Genomic DNA, 16,707 nt, shown 5'->3' on the forward strand with positions numbered 1-16,707 from the left:
TCGGCTCGTTTCGTTCGAGGGGGGCGTGGGGTTCGGGCGGGGGGTGACGCGGACCGTCACGGCGGCCGCCGCGTCGAGCAGGGCCTGGCGGGCCCCGGCGGCGGAGTCGCCGACCCCGCGCAGGTGGAAGAGGGAGCCGCGGTAGTCGCGCGGCGGCGCCACGGCGGTGCCGGGCTCGGCGACGCCGGTCACCTCGCGGACCCCGGGCGCGCGCTCCGCGCGGTCGAGGCCGGAGATGCCGTCGAGGACGCCCTCCTCCGTGGGGAACACCTTGCGGATCGCCCCGAAGGTGCCGGGCACCGGCACGGCGGCCGGGGCGACGCCCGTGGCCGTGGACAGGACGAGGTCGTAGTACCCGCCCTCGTACACGTCCTGGAGCATCGGCGTGATGAGTCCGCCGGGCAGCCGCGCGTTGAAGTCGACGAGGACCGGGCCGTTCGCGCCGAGCATGAACTCGACGTGCAGCGGGCCGCCGAGGATGCCGAGCGCGTCGGCGATCCGCTGGACGGTCTCCGCCATCTCCGCGACCGTGCCGGCGGGCAGCGCCGCCGGGTAGGTCCAGCCGAGCTCGACGAAGTGGGGCAGCGCGCCGAACTCGCGGTCGGTGACGCCGAGCGCCGTGAACCGGCCGCCCGTGACCAGGCCCTCCACGCTCACGAGCGGGCCGTCGACGAACTCCTCCAGCATCAGCTCGCCGCCCAGGTAGCGGTCCTCGGCGAGCAGTTCGGTGAACCTCCCGGCCGCGTCCGACGGCGTGGCCGCGTACGCCACCTGCTGGCTGCCGCTGCCCCGCACGTTCTTCAGGACCACGGGCCTGCCAAGGCGCGCGGCGAACGCGCTCGCCTCCGCCTCCGAACGGGCGTCGGCCCAGGCGATGTTGGCGACGCCCAGACGGTCGAGGAGCTCGCGCATCCGCCGCTTGTCGCGGATGACGGCGGCGGCCTCGACGCCGAAGAGCTCGGCCGAGCACGCCTCGCTGATCGCGGCGCCGCTGAGCAGGAACCGGTCGGCGGCGCAGACGACGCCGTTGATCCGGGGAAGCAGGCCGGTGGCGGCCAGCTCGGCGGGGACCTCGGGCTCGTCAAGGGACGCGCAGACGACGAGCCGGCCTTCGGCGCGGAGCGTGTCGAGCACCTCGCGGCCGGGCGCCTCGGCGTACTTGCCGGGGTCCGTGGTCAGGAACACCGGGCGGTACCCGGCGGCCTCGGCGTGCGCGAGGAGCCGCAGTCCGCTGCCGGTGGACGCGCCCTCGACGAAGGCGACGAGCGGGGCCGCGGAGGGGTTCGTCGCCGGCTGGGCGTCCTCGTGGCGGTCAGGCCTGGGCATGGGCGACCTCTTTCCTGGGGGCGCGCGCGGGGGCGACGACGTGGTGGTGGCGGGCGGGGGAGCGTCCGCCGGGAACGGCGGCCGCGGGCGGCTCCGCCGCACGGCTCGCCAGGACGTTCCCGACGACGAGGTCCGACAGGTGGCCGAGGCAGCTGAGGTTGGCGAAGCCGGGGCCCTGGGTGACTCCGGCGAGCGCCGGTGCGTACAGGGCGGGCGCGGGGCCGTCGAAGCGCAGGTTCGGCCCGATCCGGCGCTGGGCCGCCGCCAGGTCGAACGAGTCGTCCGCCCCGCCGGTCAGGAGCGCGCGGGCGCCGGGCGTCAGGAGGCCGTCGATCTGCTGCCAGGGGTCGAAGCCCGTGGCGTTGAGGACCAGGTCGAAGCGGCCGAGCGAGCCCGCGTCGCCGTGGAGTTCGAGGGCACCGTCCGTGCCGGCCCCGCCGTCCACAGCCGACACCGAGCGGATCGCCGCCCGGTGCACCCGCCCGCCGACCGCCTCGGCGAGCCGCTGGGACAGGGCGGGGGAGACCACGCCCCGGTCGGTCCGGGAGATGAACGTGCGCCGGTCGCCCTCGGTGAGCGCGGCCCAGTCGGTGCCGGAACCGGCCGTGTACCTGCGGTTCACGTCGTCGGACTCGTCGCGGACCCGCAGGCCTCCCGGGGCGAAGAGTTCGAGGCGCGCGTCGGGGACGAGCCCGTGCACGTACAGCGCGAGGCTGGCCGCCGACTCGCCGCCGCCGATCACGGCGACGCGGGCGCACGGCCGCTCCCCGAGCAGGCGGGCGAGCTCGGGCCGGTGGACCCCGGCGTCGACCAGGCGCGGGTGCGTGAACGACGTCGGCCCCAGTCGGCGCGGGACGCCGGGGCCGGTCACGAGGACGGCCCGGGAACGGACGGCACCGGTGGACGCCCGGCCCGTGGCGTGCCCCGCCGAGGCCGGGCCCGTGGTGTGGACGAGCCACTCCCCGTCCACCACGTCGAGCGCGGTGACCCGCGCCCGTACGACCTCGACGGCGTCGCCGCAGGAGCGGACGACCCACGCCAGGTAGGAGCCGAACAGCCGGTGCTCGGGGGCCGGGCAGCCCCGGTCGACCCAGTCGCCGAGGCGGCCGGTCGCGGTGAGGAAGGCCTGCCAGCTGTAGCGGGTCATCAGCCGGTCCAGCTCGGCCGCGCGGGGCCCGAAGGCCGCCGCGCTGGCGTAGGGGAAGCCGACGTCCTTCTCCGGCCGGGTGCCGAGGTGCTCGGTCCCGGTGGTGAAGCCGTGCGCGCCGCCCCAGTGGGCCGCCGGGTCGTGCTGCTCGACGACGAGGACGCGGGGCGCGCCGAGGCCGAGCTCGCGGACGGCGGCTGCCTTGGCGCAGACCGCCGCGGCCTTGGGGCCGAGACCGACCACGACGAGGTCGTGGGCGGCGGCCTCTTTCGGGAGGTGAGCCGCCATCAGGCCGCCACCCCCAGGAGCGCGCACGCCTCGACGGCGAGGCCGGCGGCGAGCCGGATGCCCGAGCCGTGGGTGCCCGAGACGCAGACCAGGCGGCGGGTGCCCGACAGGTCGGCGACGACGGGGACGCTGCCCTCCGTGTACGTGTCCACGAAGATGCGGCGCTCGGTGAGCCGGGCCCGGGGACCGAGGTGGTCGCGCGCCACGGCCAGGGCCTGCGCGTCCGCCTCCGGGCTGGGCTCGCCCTCGGCGACCGGCACGTCGAAGACGTCGTGCTTGACGCTCATGGCGTAGCTGCCGGGGACGGTCGGCTGCGGGAAGAGGAACGCGCCCTTCTCCAGGTCGACCACGGTCGTGGTCAGGGGGCGCTCCGGGTCGCCGGCGAAACGGTAGCCGTACACCTGCTTCGTGCGGACTCCGGAGCCGGCGAGCGGCGGGAGGAGGCCGGGGGCCCAGGGGCCCGCCGCGACGACCACGGCGTCGTACTCCTCGCGCCCGCCGGCCGCGTCGACGACGACGCCGTCGGCGAGCGGCGAGTCCGCCGCGACCGGGGTGCCGAAGCGGAACGTCGTCCTGCCGCCGGCGCGGAGCCGGTCGAGCAGCAGGGCGGTGAGCCGCTGCGGCGAGATGACGTACCCCTCGCCGAGGAGGCCGCGGACGGGCGTCTCGCCGTCGAGGGCCAGGGGGCGGGTGACCTCGGCCAGGTCGCCGTAGGCGAGGCCGCGGATCCGGGCGTCGGACTCGGGGGTGCCGGAGCGCCAGAACGTACCGGTGCGGTGCCGGTACCGCTCGTCGGCGCCGAGCCCTGCGCCGAAGGCGCGGTGCCACTCCTCGCCGGTCTCGACCAGCCGCCGGTGCCGCTCGGTCCAGCCGTGCGGCACGTCGCTGGCGCCGGCGTACGCGGTGGCCCCGGAGGCCGCCTCGGGGCGGGCCTCGTGCACGTGGACCTCGGTGACGGCGTCCGACTCCGCGAGCAGGTGGGCGACGGTCAGGCCGACGGCGCCCGCGCCGATGACCGCCGCTCTCACGGCTTCACCCGCTTCCACCACAGGGCGAGGAAGACCATCGGCTCGTCGCTGGTGCAGTACACGGTGTGGAAGGCGCGCGCCGGGATCTCCACGGGCGTGCCGGGACGCATCTCCAGGCGGCCGTCGGGGAGTTCGACGTACCCGGCGCCGGAGTCGGTCACCCAGACCTCGGCGCTGTCGTGGGAGTGGCCCTCGGTGCGCCCGCCCGGGTCGACCGTGAGCAGCATCGAACCGAAGTTGATCCCGATCGCGGTGGCTTCCATTTCCACGTGGGTGGTGGAGGTTTCGGAGGACATGATCAGACTCCCGTGGTCATCGTGACGCCGTCGAGGGAGACGCAGCCGGCGAACCGCTCCGCGTCGAGCCGGCCGAGGACCGGCGGGGCGCCGGCCGTGGTGCGGCGGGGGTCGAGACCCGCGTCGAGGACGGCGTCCAGGCCGGCCAGGGTGGGCGAGGTCTCGCCGGTGAGGTGCTGCCAGAGGGCCGTCGCGAACCGCGGCATGAGCGGTAGGGCGAGGTGCGCGAGGCCGGCGAGGTAGGTGGCGGCGCCGGACGGCGTGCGGAGCAGCAGCTCGCCGCGGTCCAGCCACTCGCGCAGGACGCGGTAGGCGCCGTTGACGGTGTGGCCTTCGAGGCCGAGGGCGCTGGTGAGGCGCTCCAGGTGGGCGGCGAGGAACGCGCGCTCCCAGTGCGAGGGGACGACCGGGCCGTCGACGGGCGCCTGGGCGCCGGAGAGCAGGCCGAGGGCCTCGGTGATGCCCGCCCCGACCTCCGCCGCGGTGGCGTTGTGGAAGGCGACGAACTCGCGCGGGTCGAAGTTCTCCGAGGTGAACTCGGGGTTGCGGAAGCACAGGTAGAGGCGGGCGAGGTCCGGGTCGGCGCCGCCGGTCTCGACCAGGTCGCCGGCCCAGATGACGTGGCGGCGGCTGGTGGAGAACTTCTTCCCGTCGAGGCGGTAGAACTGGTTGATCAGGTAGTGGTCGATCGCCTTGTACGTGTCCTGGCCGAGGATCGCGCCGAGGCCGCCCACCAGGTACGGCAGGGCGTTGTCGATGCCGAAGCCGACGACCGTGGTGACGTCGGAGCCGGCGGCCAGCGGGTAGGGGTGGCCGGTCAGCTCGCTGTAGCGCTCGGCGGCCAGGTAGTGGCAGGCGATCTGGAGCGTGGCGCCGTGCCAGACGACCTGCTCCTCGGTGAGGCCCTCGTCGGTGCGCGGGATGCCCCAGCGGCTCGGGACGGTCAGCCGCACGTCGGTGCCGTTGCGGGCCAGGTAGCGGTCGAGCAGGGCGAGGAAGTCGCCGCGGACGCCCGCCGCCTCGGCGGCGGCGCGGAGCCGGGCCGGGCCGTCGGCCAGGTCGAGGTGGAGGACCTGGACGTCGTCGAAGGTGAGCTCGCCCTCGAAGTGGGCGGGGCGCAGGCCGTCGACCTGGTGCGGGGCGTGCAGCCCGCCGCAGCCCTCGCAGGAGTAGCCCGTCATGCCCTCGCCGCAGTCCGGGCAGGAGCCCTGGTGCCAGCCGCTGGTGACGATGTCGCCGAGGCGCGGGCCCGTGGCGGGCGTGGTGGCGCCCTCGGGGACGGCCGTCAGGCGGGGCATCGGGTCGGTGACGATCCGGGTGCTGCCGGCCGCGATCACCGCGTCCAGGAGGGCGTGGTTGACCTCGGCGTAGCGCTCGGCCCACTCGGGCGAGAGCGGGTCGATGAAGTCGTCGTACTCCAGGAGCAGCGCGCCGAGGTCGCCGCGGATCTGCTCGTGGTAGTCGCGGGCCACCTCGACCGAGGTGCGGCCCTCCTTGTGGCCCCGGATGGCGACGTGCGACTCGTGGCTGTCGCTGGTGGCCACCATGGCGACGTCGGCGCCGCTCCAGCGCAGGTGGCGCTTGAGCACGTCCATGCGCAGGAGGGGGCCGGCGATGTGGCCGAGGTGGGCGCGGCCGTTGGGCACCAGGCAGACGGGGGCGAGGAAGTACCGCTCGCCGGACCGGGAAAGTCCGTGCAGCCGTGCGGAGGGCGAATTCATGATGGCAGGTCCGTGCTTCGCGAGGGAACGAATGAGGATTCGGAAAGGGAGAGACCCTTCGCGGAAAACTCTGCCGAAAAGAGGAGGGCGGTGTCGAGAGATGGCCGGTTCAGGTAGGTGACATGGCAGAGGGATGCCATGGGCGGCGCGGGGGAAAAAGGAAAAGCGCGCCCGGCACCCCCGGAAAAGGGGAATGCCGAACGCGCTGTGCGCGGCGGGGAGGCGTCAGTTGCCGCCCGGCGCCATGTCGTACGTGACCCACATGGTGCGGGTCGCCAGCTGGTCGTACTTGGAGCGGGCACGGTGGTTGTCGTCGGCGGTGATCCACCGGACGACGCTCCAGCCGCGCTCGGCCGCGATCCCGCGCAGCGCGCCGAGCAGCGCGTCGGCGGCGCCGGAGCCACGGCTCTCGGGAGCGACGAAGAGGTCGTCGAGGAAGCCGCCGGTGGTGGCCGAGAGCGGGCGCGCGAACGGGCGGTAGTGGGCCAGGCCGACGAGCCGGCCCTCGCCGTCCTCGGCGACGAGCGCGTTGACCTCGTGGGCGGGGTCGTTCACCCACGACCAGACGCGCTCGGCCTGCTCCTCGGTCTGCTCGACCTTGTAGAAATCGGCGTAACCGCGGTAAAGGGCGCGCCACTGGGGGAAGTCCTCGGCGCGGGCGGCACGGACCTTGATGTCGTTCGACATGAATGCACACTTTCGTCGGAGGGGTGCGGGAAGAGAAAGAGGAGAGAAAAGGAGAAAATGGTTCTAGAGAATGCGGAGCTCCGCTGCTCGGAGTCCCGCCTGGAATCGGCTCTTCGCCCCCAGGACGTCCATGATCTTCGCGGTGATCCGGCGCGTGGTGCGCACCGAGACGCCGAGCCGCTGGGCGACCGCCTCGTCGGTGAGCCCCTGCGCGAGCAGCCGGAGCACCTCGCGCTCCTGGCGCCCCAGGAGGCTGTCCTCGGTCGGCAGCGACTCGATCAGCGGCATGCCGGTGGCCCACACGTGCTCGAACAGCGCGCACAGCGCGGTGACGGTGCCGGGACCGTGCAGCAGGACCGCGCCCTCGTCGCTGCGCTCCGGGTTGGCCGGCACGAGGGCCGAGCGCCGGTCGAAGATGACCATGCGCAGCGGCAGGGCGGCGACGGTCCGGGTCTGGCCGCCCCGGGCGCCCAGCCAGGCCGCGTAGGCCGCGCTCGGCTGGTGGCCGCGGACGCTGTCGGCGTACAGGGTCCGCATCCGCACGCCACGGGCGAGCAGCTTCTCGTCGAGCGGGCGGGCGGCGTTGAGGTTCTCCTCGGTCTGCACCCGGCCCGGGCTGAAGGCGGCCAGCTCCTCGGTGACGTCCTCGACGAGCTCGGTGAGCCGGGCCCGTACGGCCTCGACGCCGTCGAGGTGCTCGACGTGCGGGTGGGACCCGAGGCCGTGCGACTGGGCGAACTTCGCGATGAGCGCGGCGGCGGCCGCGCGGCTCTGCTCGATGCGGTGCTGACGCTCGACGAGCTCGGCCTGCTGCTGGGCGAGGAGGGCCTCGAGGCCGTACTCGGGGCTGACGACCCGGGCGGGGGCGCCGTTCTCGAAGGGGCCGCGGAGCAGGGAGAGGGCGGCGAGCCGGTCCATGGCGGCACGCACCTCGTCGGGTGCCGCGCCGGTCCGGCGTGCGATCCCGGCCACGTCGATCTCGGGTTCGCCGAGCATCACCTGGTAGGTCGCCTCGGCCAGCGGATCGAGGCCAAGTGTTTCGAGCATGGGGGTCCCCTCGTGTACGAAGAACCGATCATGCTGGAGGCGGCCGGTGAAGCCCTCTGACACGGTGGCGAAAGCGAGGGCTCTGACCTGCCCTGATGGACGATTGACCGGATCCGGCCACTGAGTGGGTGTCATGGTTTGTCCTGCGTGAGCAGTTTTTCGTAGTACTCGGCGACCATGCCGGGCCAGAGCCCGTCCAGGCGCCACGGCACGGCGTCGAGCGGCAGGCAGGCGGCACGGGCCCGGAGCTCGGCCAGCGGGAGCGAGGAGGCCCGGACGAAGAGGGTCAGCACGACGGTTCCCGGCTCCTCTCCTCGATACTCCGTCAGGTGTTCGACCCCGACGGAGGCCAGGACCCCCGCCCGCTGCACGGGGGTGCAGAGCGGAACGGGCGCGGCGCTCGCGGACCGGAAGCGGACGTGGATCAGGTACATGCGCCCACTCCCGATGGCGGTCGACGACGGGGCCGGGACGCGGAGGAGGTCTCCGCCGTCCGACGTCACCCTCCCCCGTCCACGGGGCGCCTGTCGACGGTTCCCGGGGGCAGCTTCGTGTCATCTTCCGGGGGTGGCAACACCCTGCCGCGCGGGCCCCCGATGGCAGCTTCCGGCCCCGTCACCAAGGTGCCGTCCCAGGACCTGGCACAGGGCCCGGCCGGCAGGCCACGATGACGGGGCGGCGCTCGCCGCACCACCCGCCCACCGCACGGAACACCGCACGGAGCCCTGCCATGACGCGTTCTCTTCAGCTCGCCCGCGCCGCCCTGACCGTCCTCGCCCTCGGCGCCCCCGTGGCCGTGGCCCAGGCCGCCGACGCTCCGCACCACGCGATCTCGGCCACGGCGCCCGTCACCCAGGACGCCGTGACCGCCACGGGCACCGCGACCACGACCGGCACGGACTCCGCCGGCTGGCAGTGAGCGGCCCCGCGGGGTGACACGCCCCTCCGGGAAGCGACACCCCTACGGGGGCGGCACCCCTACGGCGCGAGGGGGCGGAACAGCCCCTCCTGCACCACCGACACGAGCAGCCGGCCCTCGCGGTCGTAGATGCGCCCCCGTGCGAGGCCCCGCCCGCCCGTGGCGATCGGCGACTCCTGGTCGTACAGGAACCACTCGTCCGCCCGGAACGGCCGGTGGAACCACATCGCGTGGTCCAGGGACGCCATGTCGAACCCGCGCCGGCCCCAGAGCGGCTCGACCGGGATCCGTACCGCGTCCAGGAGCGTCATGTCCGAGGCGTACGTCAGCGCGCACGTGTGGACGAGCGGGTCGTCGCCCAGCGGCCCCACGGCCCGCATCCACACCGCACTGCGCGGGTCCGCGTCCTTGACCTCCTCCTGCGTCCACCGCAACCGGTCGACGTAGCGGATCTGGAAGGGCTGACGCCGGGCCATCCGCTCCAGCATCTCCGGGAGTTCGCCCAGGTGCTCGCGGATCTCGTCCGCGAGGTCCGGCAGCGCCTCCGGGTCGCCGAGGTGCCTCGGCGGCAGCTGGTGCTCGAAGGCGCCCTCCTCCGGCTTGTGGAAGGAGGCGGTCAGATTGAAGATCGTCCGCCCCTCCTGGATCGCCGTGACCCGCCGGGTCGTGAACGAGCGGCCGTCGCGCACCCGCTCCACCTGGTAGACGATCGGCACGCCGGGCCGCCCCGGCCGCAGGAAGTAGGCGTGCAGCGAGTGCACCGGCCGGTCGCCCTCGGTGGTCCGCCCGGCCGCCACGAGAGCCTGCCCGGCGACCTGCCCGCCGAAGACCCTCTGCAACGACTCCTGCGGGCTGCGCCCACGGAAGATGTTCACCTCGATCCGCTCCAGGTCGAGCAGGTCGACAAGCCTCTCGGCGGGGTTGGTCACGGCTGGACTCCTCTACAGCTGGCCGACGGACGTGACGCGGACGACGGCCCGGCCCTCCTCGTCGGAGGCCGCGAGGTCCACCTCCGCGCTGATGCCCCAGTCATGGTCCCCGTTCGGGTCGGCGAACGTCTGCCGGACGCGCCACAGACCGTGCGCCGCGTCCTCCTCGATGGCGAGCAGCTTCGGGCCGCGCGCGTCCGGACCCGTACCCAGGTCGTCGTACTCGTCCCAGTACGCGTCCATCGCCTCGCCCCACGCGTCCGCGTCCCAGCCGGCGTCCGCGTCCAGCTCGCCGAGCGCGTCCACGTTGTCGAGCGCCGCCAGCTCCACCCGGCGGAACATCGCGTTCCGCACGAGGACCCGGAAGGCGCGCGCGTTCGCCGTGACCGGCTTGACCTGGTCGGCCTTCTCCTGCGCCTCCTCGGCCGTCTGGATCTCCGGGTTCGCCAGCTGCTCCCACTCGTCGAGCAGGGAGGAGTCCACCTGGCGCACCATCTCGCCCAGCCAGGCGATCAGGTCCTCCAGGTCCTCGGTCTTCAGGTCGTCCGGGATGGTGTGGTCGAGCGCCTTGTACGCGCTCGCCAGGTAGCGGAGCACGATGCCCTCGGTCCGGGCCAGCTCGTACCAGGACGTGAACTCCGTGAAGGTCAGCGCCCGTTCGTACATGTCACGGATGATCGACTTCGGCGACACCGGGTGGTCGCCGACCCACGGGTGCGACTTCCGGTACACGTCGTACGCGTGCCAGAGCAGCTCCTCCAGCGGCTTCGGGTACGAGATCTCCTGGAGCCGCTCCATCCGCTCCTCGTACTCGACGCCGTCCGCCTTCATCCGGCCGACGGCCTCGCCGCGCGCCTTGTTCTGCATCGCGGCGAGGATCTGGCGCGGGTCGTCGAGCGTCGACTCGACGACCGAGACCATGTCGAGGGCGTACGAGGGGGACTCGGGGTCCAGGAGGTCGAACGCGGCGAGCGCGAACGTCGACAGCGGCTGGTTGAGCGCGAAGTCCTGCTGGAGGTCGACCGTCAGCCGGATCGTGCGGCCCTCGGCGTCCGGGGTGTCCAGCTGCTCCACCACACCGCCGTCGAGCAGCGAGCGGTAGATCGCGATGGCCCGGCGGATGTGCCGCAGCTGGTTCTTGCGCGGCTCGTGGTTGTCCTCCAGGAGCTTGCGCATCGCCTCGAAGGCGTTGCCGGGACGGGCGATCACCGAGAGCAGCATGATGTTGGTGACCTTGAACCGCGAGGTCAGCGGCTCGGGCTCGGCGGTCTGGAGCTTCTCGAAGGTGGCGTCGCTCCAGGCGACGAAGCCCTCCGGGGCCTTCTTGCGGACCACCTTGCGGCGCTTCTTCGGGTCGTCGCCGGCCTTCGCGAGCGCCTTCTCGTTCTCGATGACGTGCTCGGGGGCCTGCGCCACGACGTACCCGGCGGTGTCGAAGCCCGCCCGGCCCGCACGCCCGGCGATCTGGTGGAACTCGCGGGCCCGGAGCGTCCGCACCCGGTTGCCGTCGTACTTCGTCAGCGCCGTGAACAGCACCGTGCGGATCGGCACGTTGACGCCGACGCCGAGCGTGTCCGTCCCGCAGATCACCTTGAGCAGACCGGCCTGCGCCAGCTTCTCGACGAGCCGCCGGTACTTCGGCAGCATGCCCGCGTGGTGCACGCCGATGCCGTGGCGCACGTACCGCGAGAGGTTCTGGCCGAACTTGGTGGTGAAGCGGAAGTTGCCGATCAGCTCGGCGATCCTGTCCTTCTCCTCGCGCGTGCACATGTTGATGCTCATGAGCGACTGCGCCCGCTCGACGGCCTGCGCCTGCGTGAAGTGGACGATGTAGACCGGGGCCTGCTTGGTCTCAAGGAGCTCCGTCAGGGTGTCCGTGATCGGCGTCATCTCGTACGCGTACGAGAGCGGGACCGGCCGCGTCGCCGACCGGACCACCGAGGTGGGCCGGCCCGTGCGCCGGGTCAGGTCCTTCTCGAACATCGACACGTCACCGAGCGTCGCCGACATCAGGACGAACTGCGCCTGCGGCAGTTCGAGCAGCGGGATCTGCCAGGCCCAGCCGCGGTCCGCCTCCGCGTAGAAGTGGAACTCGTCCATGACGACCTGGCCGACGTCGGCGTCCTTGCCGTCCCGCAGCGCGATCGAGGCGAGGACCTCGGCCGTGCAGCAGATCACCGGCGCGTCCGCGTTCACGGAGGCGTCACCGGTCAGCATGCCGACGTTCTCCGTGCCGAAGAGCTTGCACAGGTCGAAGAACTTCTCCGACACGAGCGCCTTGATCGGCGCGGTGTAGAAGGTCACCTGGTCGTTGGCGAGCGCCGTGAAGTGCGCCCCGGCCGCGACCAGGGACTTCCCCGAGCCGGTCGGGGTGGACAGGATCACGTTCGCCCCGGAGACCACCTCGATCAGCGCCTCCTCCTGGGCCGGGTAGAGCGTGATGCCCTGGTCCTCGGCCCAGGAGGAGAAGGCCTCGAAGAGGGCGTCGGGGTCGGCGTTCGGCGGGAGCTGATCGATAAGGGTCACCACCCCATCTTGCCCGCAATCCGCTCGGATGAGGGAACCGGCGGACCACCGCGTTGATCACGGACCGTTCACGGAGGATAGGCTCGTCCGTCGACCGGCCGTCAATTGTGCGCCGGCGTACGAGAAACGGGGCGGCAGACACCATGATGGGACCGGCGCACTCACTGTCCGGAGCGGCGGCATGGCTCGGGGTGGGAGCGGCCGCGGCCGCCTTCGACCACCCCATGCCCTGGCCCGTGCTCCTCGTCGGCGCGCTCATCTGCGCGGGCGCGGCCCTCGCGCCCGACCTCGACCACAAGTCGGCGACGATCTCCCGCGCCTTCGGACCGGTCTCACGCGTCCTGTGCGAGGTGGTCGACAAGCTCTCGTACGCGGTCTACAAGGCGACCCGCTCCTCCGCCGACCCCCGCAGGTCCGGCGGGCACCGCACGCTCACCCACACCTGGCTCTGGGCGGTCCTGATCGGCGCCGGAGCCTCCGCCGCCGCCGTCACCGGCGGCCGGTGGGCGGTCCTCGCGATCCTCTTCGTCCACCTCGTCCTCGCCGTCGAGGGCCTGCTGTGGCGGGCGGCCCGGATGTCCAGCGACGTCCTCGTGTGGCTGCTCGGCGCGACCAGCGCCTGGATACTCGCGGGCGTCCTCGACAAGCCCGGCAACGGCGCGGACTGGCTCTTCACCGCACCCGGCCAGGAGTACCTGTGGCTGGGCCTCCCGATCGTCCTCGGCGCACTCGTCCACGACATCGGCGACTCCCTGACGGTCTCCGGCTGCCCCGTCCTCTGGCCGATCCCGGTCGGCCGCAAGCGCTGGTACCCGGTCGGCCCGCCGAAGGCGCTGCGCTTCCGTGCCGGCAGCTGGGTCGAGCTGAAGGTCCTCATGCCCGTGTTCATGCTGCTCGGCGGCGTGGGCGGGGCGTCGGCCCTCGGATACCTGTAGGCACCGACCGGCGTACGCGAGAGGGGCCGCACCGGACGATCCGGTGCGGCCCCTCTCCCGTGCGCGCGGGATCTCACCCGTGCCAGGACCGCCACAGCGCCGCGTACGCCCCGTCCGCCGCGACCAGCTCGTCGTGGCTGCCCAGCTCGCTGATCCGGCCGGCCTCGACCACCGCGATCAGGTCGGCGTCGTGCGCGGTGTGCAGCCGGTGCGCGATCGCCACGACCGTGCGGCCGTCCAGGACCCGGGCGAGGGACCTCTCCAGGTGCCGGGCCGCGCGCGGGTCGAGCAGCGAGGTCGCCTCGTCCAGGACCAGCGTGTGCGGGTCCGCCAGGACGAGCCGGGCCAGCGCGATCTGCTGGGCCTGCGCCGGGGTGAGCGCCCGGCCGCCCGAGCCGACCTCGGTGTCCAGACCCTCGTCGAGCGCCCTCGCCCAGCCGTCGGCGTCCACCGCCGCCAGGGCCTCCCACAGCTCGTCGTCGGCCGCGCCCGTCCGGGCCAGGAGCAGGTTGTCGCGGAGCGAGCCGACGAAGACGTGGTGCTCCTGGTTGACCAGGGCCACGTGCTCGCGGACCCGCTCGGCGGCCATCCTCGCCAGCTCGGCGGCGCCGAGCGTCACGGAGCCCGCGCGGGGCGCGTAGATGCCGGCGAGCAGCCGCCCGAGCGTGGACTTGCCCGCGCCGGAGGGGCCCACCAGGGCCAGCCGGGTGCCGGGCGCCACCTTCAGGGACACCTCGTGGAGCACGTCGACGCCCTCGCGGTACCCGAACCGGACCTCGTCCGCCCGCACCGCGCGCCCCTCGGGCCGCACGCTCGCGTCGCCCGCCTCCGGCTCGATGTCCCGGACGCCGACCAGCCGGCCCAGGGACACCTGCGCGACCTGGAGCTCGTCGTACCAGCGCAGCACGATCCCGATCGGGTCGACCAGCATCTGCGCGAACAGCGCGCCCGTCGTCAGCTGCCCCACGTCGATCCAGCCCCGGAAGACGAAGAACCCGCCGAGCAGGAGGACCGCGCAGAGCACCGTCATGTGGGTGGCGGTGACGACCGGGAAGAGGACCGAGCGCAGGAACAGCGTGTACCGCTCCCACGCCACCCACTCGGTGATCCGCCGCTCGGAGAGCGCGATCCGCCGCGCGCCGAGGCGGTGCGCCTCGACCGTGCGGCCCGCGTCGACCGTCTCCGCCAGGGCGGCGGCGACCGCCGCGTACCCCGCTGACTCCGAGCGGTACGCGGAGGGCGCCCGCCTGAAGTACCAGCGGCAGCCGACGATCAGCACCGGCGCGGCGATCAGGGCGGCGAGCGCGAGCGGGGGAGCCGTCACCGCGAGCCCGCCGAGCAGCAGGGCCGCCCAGGCGACGCCGATGACGAGCTGCGGCACGGCCTCGCGCATCGCGTTGGCGAGCCGGTCGACGTCGGTGGTGATGCGGGAGAGCAGGTCGCCGGTCCCGGCCCGTTCGAGGACGCCGGGCGGCAGACCGACCGAGCGGACGAGGAAGTCCTCGCGCAGGTCGGCGAGCATCTCCTCGCCCAGCGTCGCCCCGCGCAGCCGGACGAGACGGGTGAACGCGGTCTGCACGAGCAGCGCGACCGCGAAGAGCGCGACCGTCCGCTCCAGGTGCAGGTCACGGGCCCCGGCGGAGAGCTCGTCGACCACCGAGCCGAGGAGGTACGGGCCGACCATCGAGGCGATGACGGCGACCGCGTTCACCCCGACGAGCAGCGAGAACGCCGTGCGGTGGCGGCGCAGCAGCGCGCGCACGTACGCCCGCACGGTCGCGCCGCCCGCGACGGGCAGCGTCGTCGCCGTCGTCGGGGCCGCCGGGTCGTACTCCGGAGGCGCCAGGCCGATCATGCCGTTTCCCCTTCCAGCGCGGTGAGTTCGTGGGTGCTCCGGGAGGCGGTGGCGATTTCCTCGTCCGTCTCGCGGGTGACGACCGCCCGGTAGCGCGGCTCCTTCGCGAGGAGCTCGCGGTGGGTGCCGACGGCGACCGCCTGTCCCTCGTGGACGAGGACGACCCGGTCGGCGCGGTCGAGGAGGAGCGGCGAGGAGGCGAGGACCACGGTGGTCCCGCCCGCGCGGAGCTCCGCGATCCCGGAGGCCACCCGGGACTCGGTGTGCGCGTCGACGGCCGAGGTCGGCTCGTCGAGGACGAGCACGCCCGGATCCGTCACCAGCGAGCGCGCGAGCGCGAGCCGCTGCCGCTGGCCGCCGGAGAGCGACCGGCCGCGCTCGGTGATCCGGGTCCGCATCGGGTCCCCGTCCGTGTCGACCGAGGCCTGCGCGAGGGCGTCGAGGACGTCCCCGCACTGGGCCGCGGCGAGCGCGTCCTCCGGCCGCACCGCCCCGGACGAGGGCACGTCCAGGAGCTCCCGGAGCGTGCCGGAGAGCAGTACCGGGTCCTTGTCCTGGACGAGGACGGCGGTACGGGCGGTCTCCAGCGGCAGTTCGTCCAGCGGGACGCCGCCGAGCAGGACGGAGGTGTGGTCCTCGCCGGGCTCCGCGGGATGGCCGCCTAGCCGGTCGGCGAGCCGCCCGGCGACGTCGGGGTCGCCGCAGACGACGGCGGTGAAGTGCCCGGCGGGGGCGAGGAGCCCGGTCAGCGGGTCGTACAGGTCGCCGCTCGCGCGCTCGCCGTCGGCGGTCGCGGTCGCGGTCGACGTGGCGGTGGAGGCCGTGGTCGCGGGTGCGGTCGAGGCCGTGGCCGACGTCGAGGCCGTGGTCGTGGTCGTGGTCGTGCTCGTGGACGTGGTCGTCCGGGTCAGCGCGAGGACCCGCGCGGCCCGTTTCGCGGAAGGCCGCGAGAAGGAGTACGCCATGGCGATCTCCTCGAAGTTCCGCAGCGGGTGGTGGGTGAGGGCCACAGCTCCGTAGATCATGACCAGCTCGCCGACCGTGATGCGTCCGTCGAGCGCGAGCCGCGCCCCGTACGCCACCACGACGATGAGCAGGACGCCCGGCAGGACCACCTGGATCGCGGCGATCAGCGCCCACATCCGCGCGCTGTGCACGGCGGCCTTGCGGACCTCCTGCGAGGCCGCCCGGTAGCGGCCGAGGAAGAGCTCCTCGCCGCCGATGCCGCGCAGGACCCGGAGCCCGGCGACGGTGTCCGAGGCCAGCTCCGTGGCCTTGCCGGCCTTCTCCCGCTGGACGTCGGCCCGGCGCGTCGCCCGGGGGAGCAGGGGCAGGACGGCGAGTGCGAGGACCGGGACGCCGACGGCGACGACGACGCCCAGGGCCGGCTGGTAGACGACGAGCGCCACGCAGACGACGAGCAGGGTGGTGGCCGCGGCGGCGAACCGGGAGAGCGCCTCGACGAACCAGCCGATCTTCTCGACGTCACCGGTGGAGACGGCGACGACCTCGCCCGCGGCGACCCGCCGGGTCAGGGCGGAGCCCAGCTCGGCGGTCTTGCGGGACAGCAGCTGCTGCACGCGGGCGGCGGCGGTGATCCAGTTGGTGACGGCCGTGCGGTGCAGCATCGTGTCACCGACGGCGATCGCGACGCCGAACACCAGGAGCAGCCCGCCGGCGAGGGCGAGCCGCCCGCCGTCCCGGTCCACGACCGCCTGCACGGCGATCCCGATGCCCACCGGCAGCGCGGCGATGCCCAGCTGGAGCAGCAGCCCCCAGAGGAGGGCCTTCACCTGCCCGCCGAGCTGGTTGCGGCCGAGCCAGAGCAGGAACCGGGTACCCGAACGGACGTCGGGGACCCCTGGGTCGGCGTAGGGAAGATCTCGAATCTGCATGGCGTCCCAGGGTCTTCGGTCTGCCGGGGGACGCACCGATGGCGTGCGAACGCCAGGGGGCGCGGGTGTCCGGCGGGGGATGGAAACCGTGCAAGGTTCGCGTCTTCC

Annotated in this window: 13 protein-coding genes and 1 pseudogene; 2 read left to right on the plus strand and 12 right to left on the minus strand. The window is 73.7% G+C overall.

Translation table 11 applies throughout. From position 1 onward, the window contains the following. Nucleotides 1–57 precede the first annotated feature (57 nt). The 8 genes and pseudogenes from AB0G79_RS20765 to AB0G79_RS20800 all read right to left on the minus strand — a co-directional run. Nucleotides 58–1,326: pseudogene (locus AB0G79_RS20765) on the minus strand (ATP-grasp domain-containing protein); the annotation flags it as partial. Continuing rightward, the gene (locus tag AB0G79_RS20770) at nucleotides 1,313–2,761 is read right to left on the minus strand and encodes a SidA/IucD/PvdA family monooxygenase (protein WP_360808439.1); all 1,449 of its coding nucleotides are present in this window, start codon (nucleotides 2,759–2,761) and stop codon (nucleotides 1,313–1,315) included. The pseudogene AB0G79_RS20765 and the gene AB0G79_RS20770, both read right to left, overlap by 14 nt. After that, nucleotides 2,761–3,789, minus strand: coding sequence for an FAD-binding oxidoreductase (locus AB0G79_RS20775; RefSeq protein ID WP_360808441.1), 1,029 nt, complete (start codon nucleotides 3,787–3,789; stop codon nucleotides 2,761–2,763). Before AB0G79_RS20775 ends, AB0G79_RS20770 begins: the two co-directional genes overlap by 1 nt. Beyond that, nucleotides 3,786–4,085, minus strand: coding sequence for a cupin domain-containing protein (locus tag AB0G79_RS20780; protein WP_360808443.1), 300 nt, complete (start codon nucleotides 4,083–4,085; stop codon nucleotides 3,786–3,788). The genes AB0G79_RS20775 and AB0G79_RS20780 overlap by 4 nt, the downstream gene beginning before the upstream one ends. 2 nt (nucleotides 4,086–4,087) lie before the next feature. After that, nucleotides 4,088–5,806 carry a class I tRNA ligase family protein gene (locus AB0G79_RS20785; protein WP_360808445.1) on the minus strand — a complete coding sequence of 573 codons (1,719 nt, stop codon included), beginning with the start codon at nucleotides 5,804–5,806 and terminating at the stop codon, nucleotides 4,088–4,090. 225 nt (nucleotides 5,807–6,031) lie between these two features. Then, complete coding sequence (locus AB0G79_RS20790) at nucleotides 6,032–6,493, minus strand: GNAT family N-acetyltransferase (protein WP_360808447.1); 462 nt, start codon at nucleotides 6,491–6,493, stop codon at nucleotides 6,032–6,034. A gap of 63 nt (nucleotides 6,494–6,556) precedes the next feature. Further along, entirely contained in the window at nucleotides 6,557–7,540 is a 984-nt protein-coding gene (locus tag AB0G79_RS20795) for a helix-turn-helix transcriptional regulator (protein ID WP_360808449.1), read from the minus strand. A gap of 131 nt (nucleotides 7,541–7,671) precedes the next feature. Next, nucleotides 7,672–7,974, minus strand: coding sequence for a hypothetical protein (locus AB0G79_RS20800; RefSeq protein WP_360808451.1), 303 nt, complete (start codon nucleotides 7,972–7,974; stop codon nucleotides 7,672–7,674). A 296-nt stretch (nucleotides 7,975–8,270) separates the two neighbouring features. On the opposite strand from AB0G79_RS20800, the gene AB0G79_RS20805 reads away from it, so the two are divergent. Further along, entirely contained in the window at nucleotides 8,271–8,459 is a 189-nt protein-coding gene (locus tag AB0G79_RS20805; RefSeq protein ID WP_360808453.1) for a hypothetical protein, read from the plus strand. A gap of 59 nt (nucleotides 8,460–8,518) precedes the next feature. Here the strand turns inward: AB0G79_RS20805 and AB0G79_RS20810 are convergent, their stop codons facing one another. Next, nucleotides 8,519–9,388, minus strand: a complete 870-nt coding sequence (locus tag AB0G79_RS20810; RefSeq protein ID WP_360808455.1) for an acyl-CoA thioesterase II — start codon at nucleotides 9,386–9,388, stop codon at nucleotides 8,519–8,521. 12 nt (nucleotides 9,389–9,400) lie between these two features. Then, nucleotides 9,401–11,914, minus strand: coding sequence for a DUF3516 domain-containing protein (locus AB0G79_RS20815; RefSeq protein ID WP_360808457.1), 2,514 nt, complete (start codon nucleotides 11,912–11,914; stop codon nucleotides 9,401–9,403). A gap of 143 nt (nucleotides 11,915–12,057) precedes the next feature. Here AB0G79_RS20815 and AB0G79_RS20820 point away from each other — a divergent pair, with 143 nt between their 5' ends. Next, nucleotides 12,058–12,849 carry a metal-dependent hydrolase gene (locus tag AB0G79_RS20820; protein WP_360808459.1) on the plus strand — a complete coding sequence of 264 codons (792 nt, stop codon included), beginning with the start codon at nucleotides 12,058–12,060 and terminating at the stop codon, nucleotides 12,847–12,849. Between the two features lie 73 nt (nucleotides 12,850–12,922). Here the strand turns inward: AB0G79_RS20820 and AB0G79_RS20825 are convergent, their stop codons facing one another. Both AB0G79_RS20825 and AB0G79_RS20830 read right to left on the minus strand, forming a co-directional pair. Next, a complete protein-coding gene (locus tag AB0G79_RS20825) occupies nucleotides 12,923–14,704 on the minus strand; it encodes an ABC transporter ATP-binding protein (RefSeq protein ID WP_360808461.1) in 1,782 nt (593 codons plus the stop codon). Continuing rightward, nucleotides 14,701–16,599 (minus strand): ABC transporter ATP-binding protein, encoded by a 1,899-nt coding sequence (locus AB0G79_RS20830; protein WP_360808463.1) that lies wholly within the window; start codon nucleotides 16,597–16,599, stop codon nucleotides 14,701–14,703. The genes AB0G79_RS20825 and AB0G79_RS20830 overlap by 4 nt, the downstream gene beginning before the upstream one ends. Nucleotides 16,600–16,707 lie beyond the last annotated feature (108 nt).

Origin of the sequence: Streptomyces sp. NPDC020807 (genome assembly GCF_040641575.1) — a bacterium.
Taxonomy (GTDB): domain Bacteria; phylum Actinomycetota; class Actinomycetes; order Streptomycetales; family Streptomycetaceae; genus Streptomyces.

Excerpts from the sequence above, each read along its gene's own strand:
- AB0G79_RS20830 (WP_360808463.1), bottom strand. The coding sequence starts at position 16,599 with ATGCAGATTCGAGATCTTCCCTACGCCGACCCAGGGGTCCCCGACGTC.
- AB0G79_RS20790 (WP_360808447.1), bottom strand. The coding sequence starts at position 6,493 with ATGTCGAACGACATCAAGGTCCGTGCCGCCCGCGCCGAGGACTTCCCC.
- AB0G79_RS20800 (WP_360808451.1), bottom strand. The coding sequence starts at position 7,974 with ATGTACCTGATCCACGTCCGCTTCCGGTCCGCGAGCGCCGCGCCCGTT.
- AB0G79_RS20795 (WP_360808449.1), bottom strand. The coding sequence starts at position 7,540 with ATGCTCGAAACACTTGGCCTCGATCCGCTGGCCGAGGCGACCTACCAG.
- AB0G79_RS20770 (WP_360808439.1), bottom strand. The coding sequence starts at position 2,761 with ATGGCGGCTCACCTCCCGAAAGAGGCCGCCGCCCACGACCTCGTCGTG.
- AB0G79_RS20805 (WP_360808453.1), top strand. The coding sequence starts at position 8,271 with ATGACGCGTTCTCTTCAGCTCGCCCGCGCCGCCCTGACCGTCCTCGCC.
- AB0G79_RS20820 (WP_360808459.1), top strand. The coding sequence starts at position 12,058 with ATGATGGGACCGGCGCACTCACTGTCCGGAGCGGCGGCATGGCTCGGG.
- AB0G79_RS20780 (WP_360808443.1), bottom strand. The coding sequence starts at position 4,085 with ATGTCCTCCGAAACCTCCACCACCCACGTGGAAATGGAAGCCACCGCG.
- AB0G79_RS20785 (WP_360808445.1), bottom strand. The coding sequence starts at position 5,806 with ATGAATTCGCCCTCCGCACGGCTGCACGGACTTTCCCGGTCCGGCGAG.
- AB0G79_RS20825 (WP_360808461.1), bottom strand. The coding sequence starts at position 14,704 with ATGATCGGCCTGGCGCCTCCGGAGTACGACCCGGCGGCCCCGACGACG.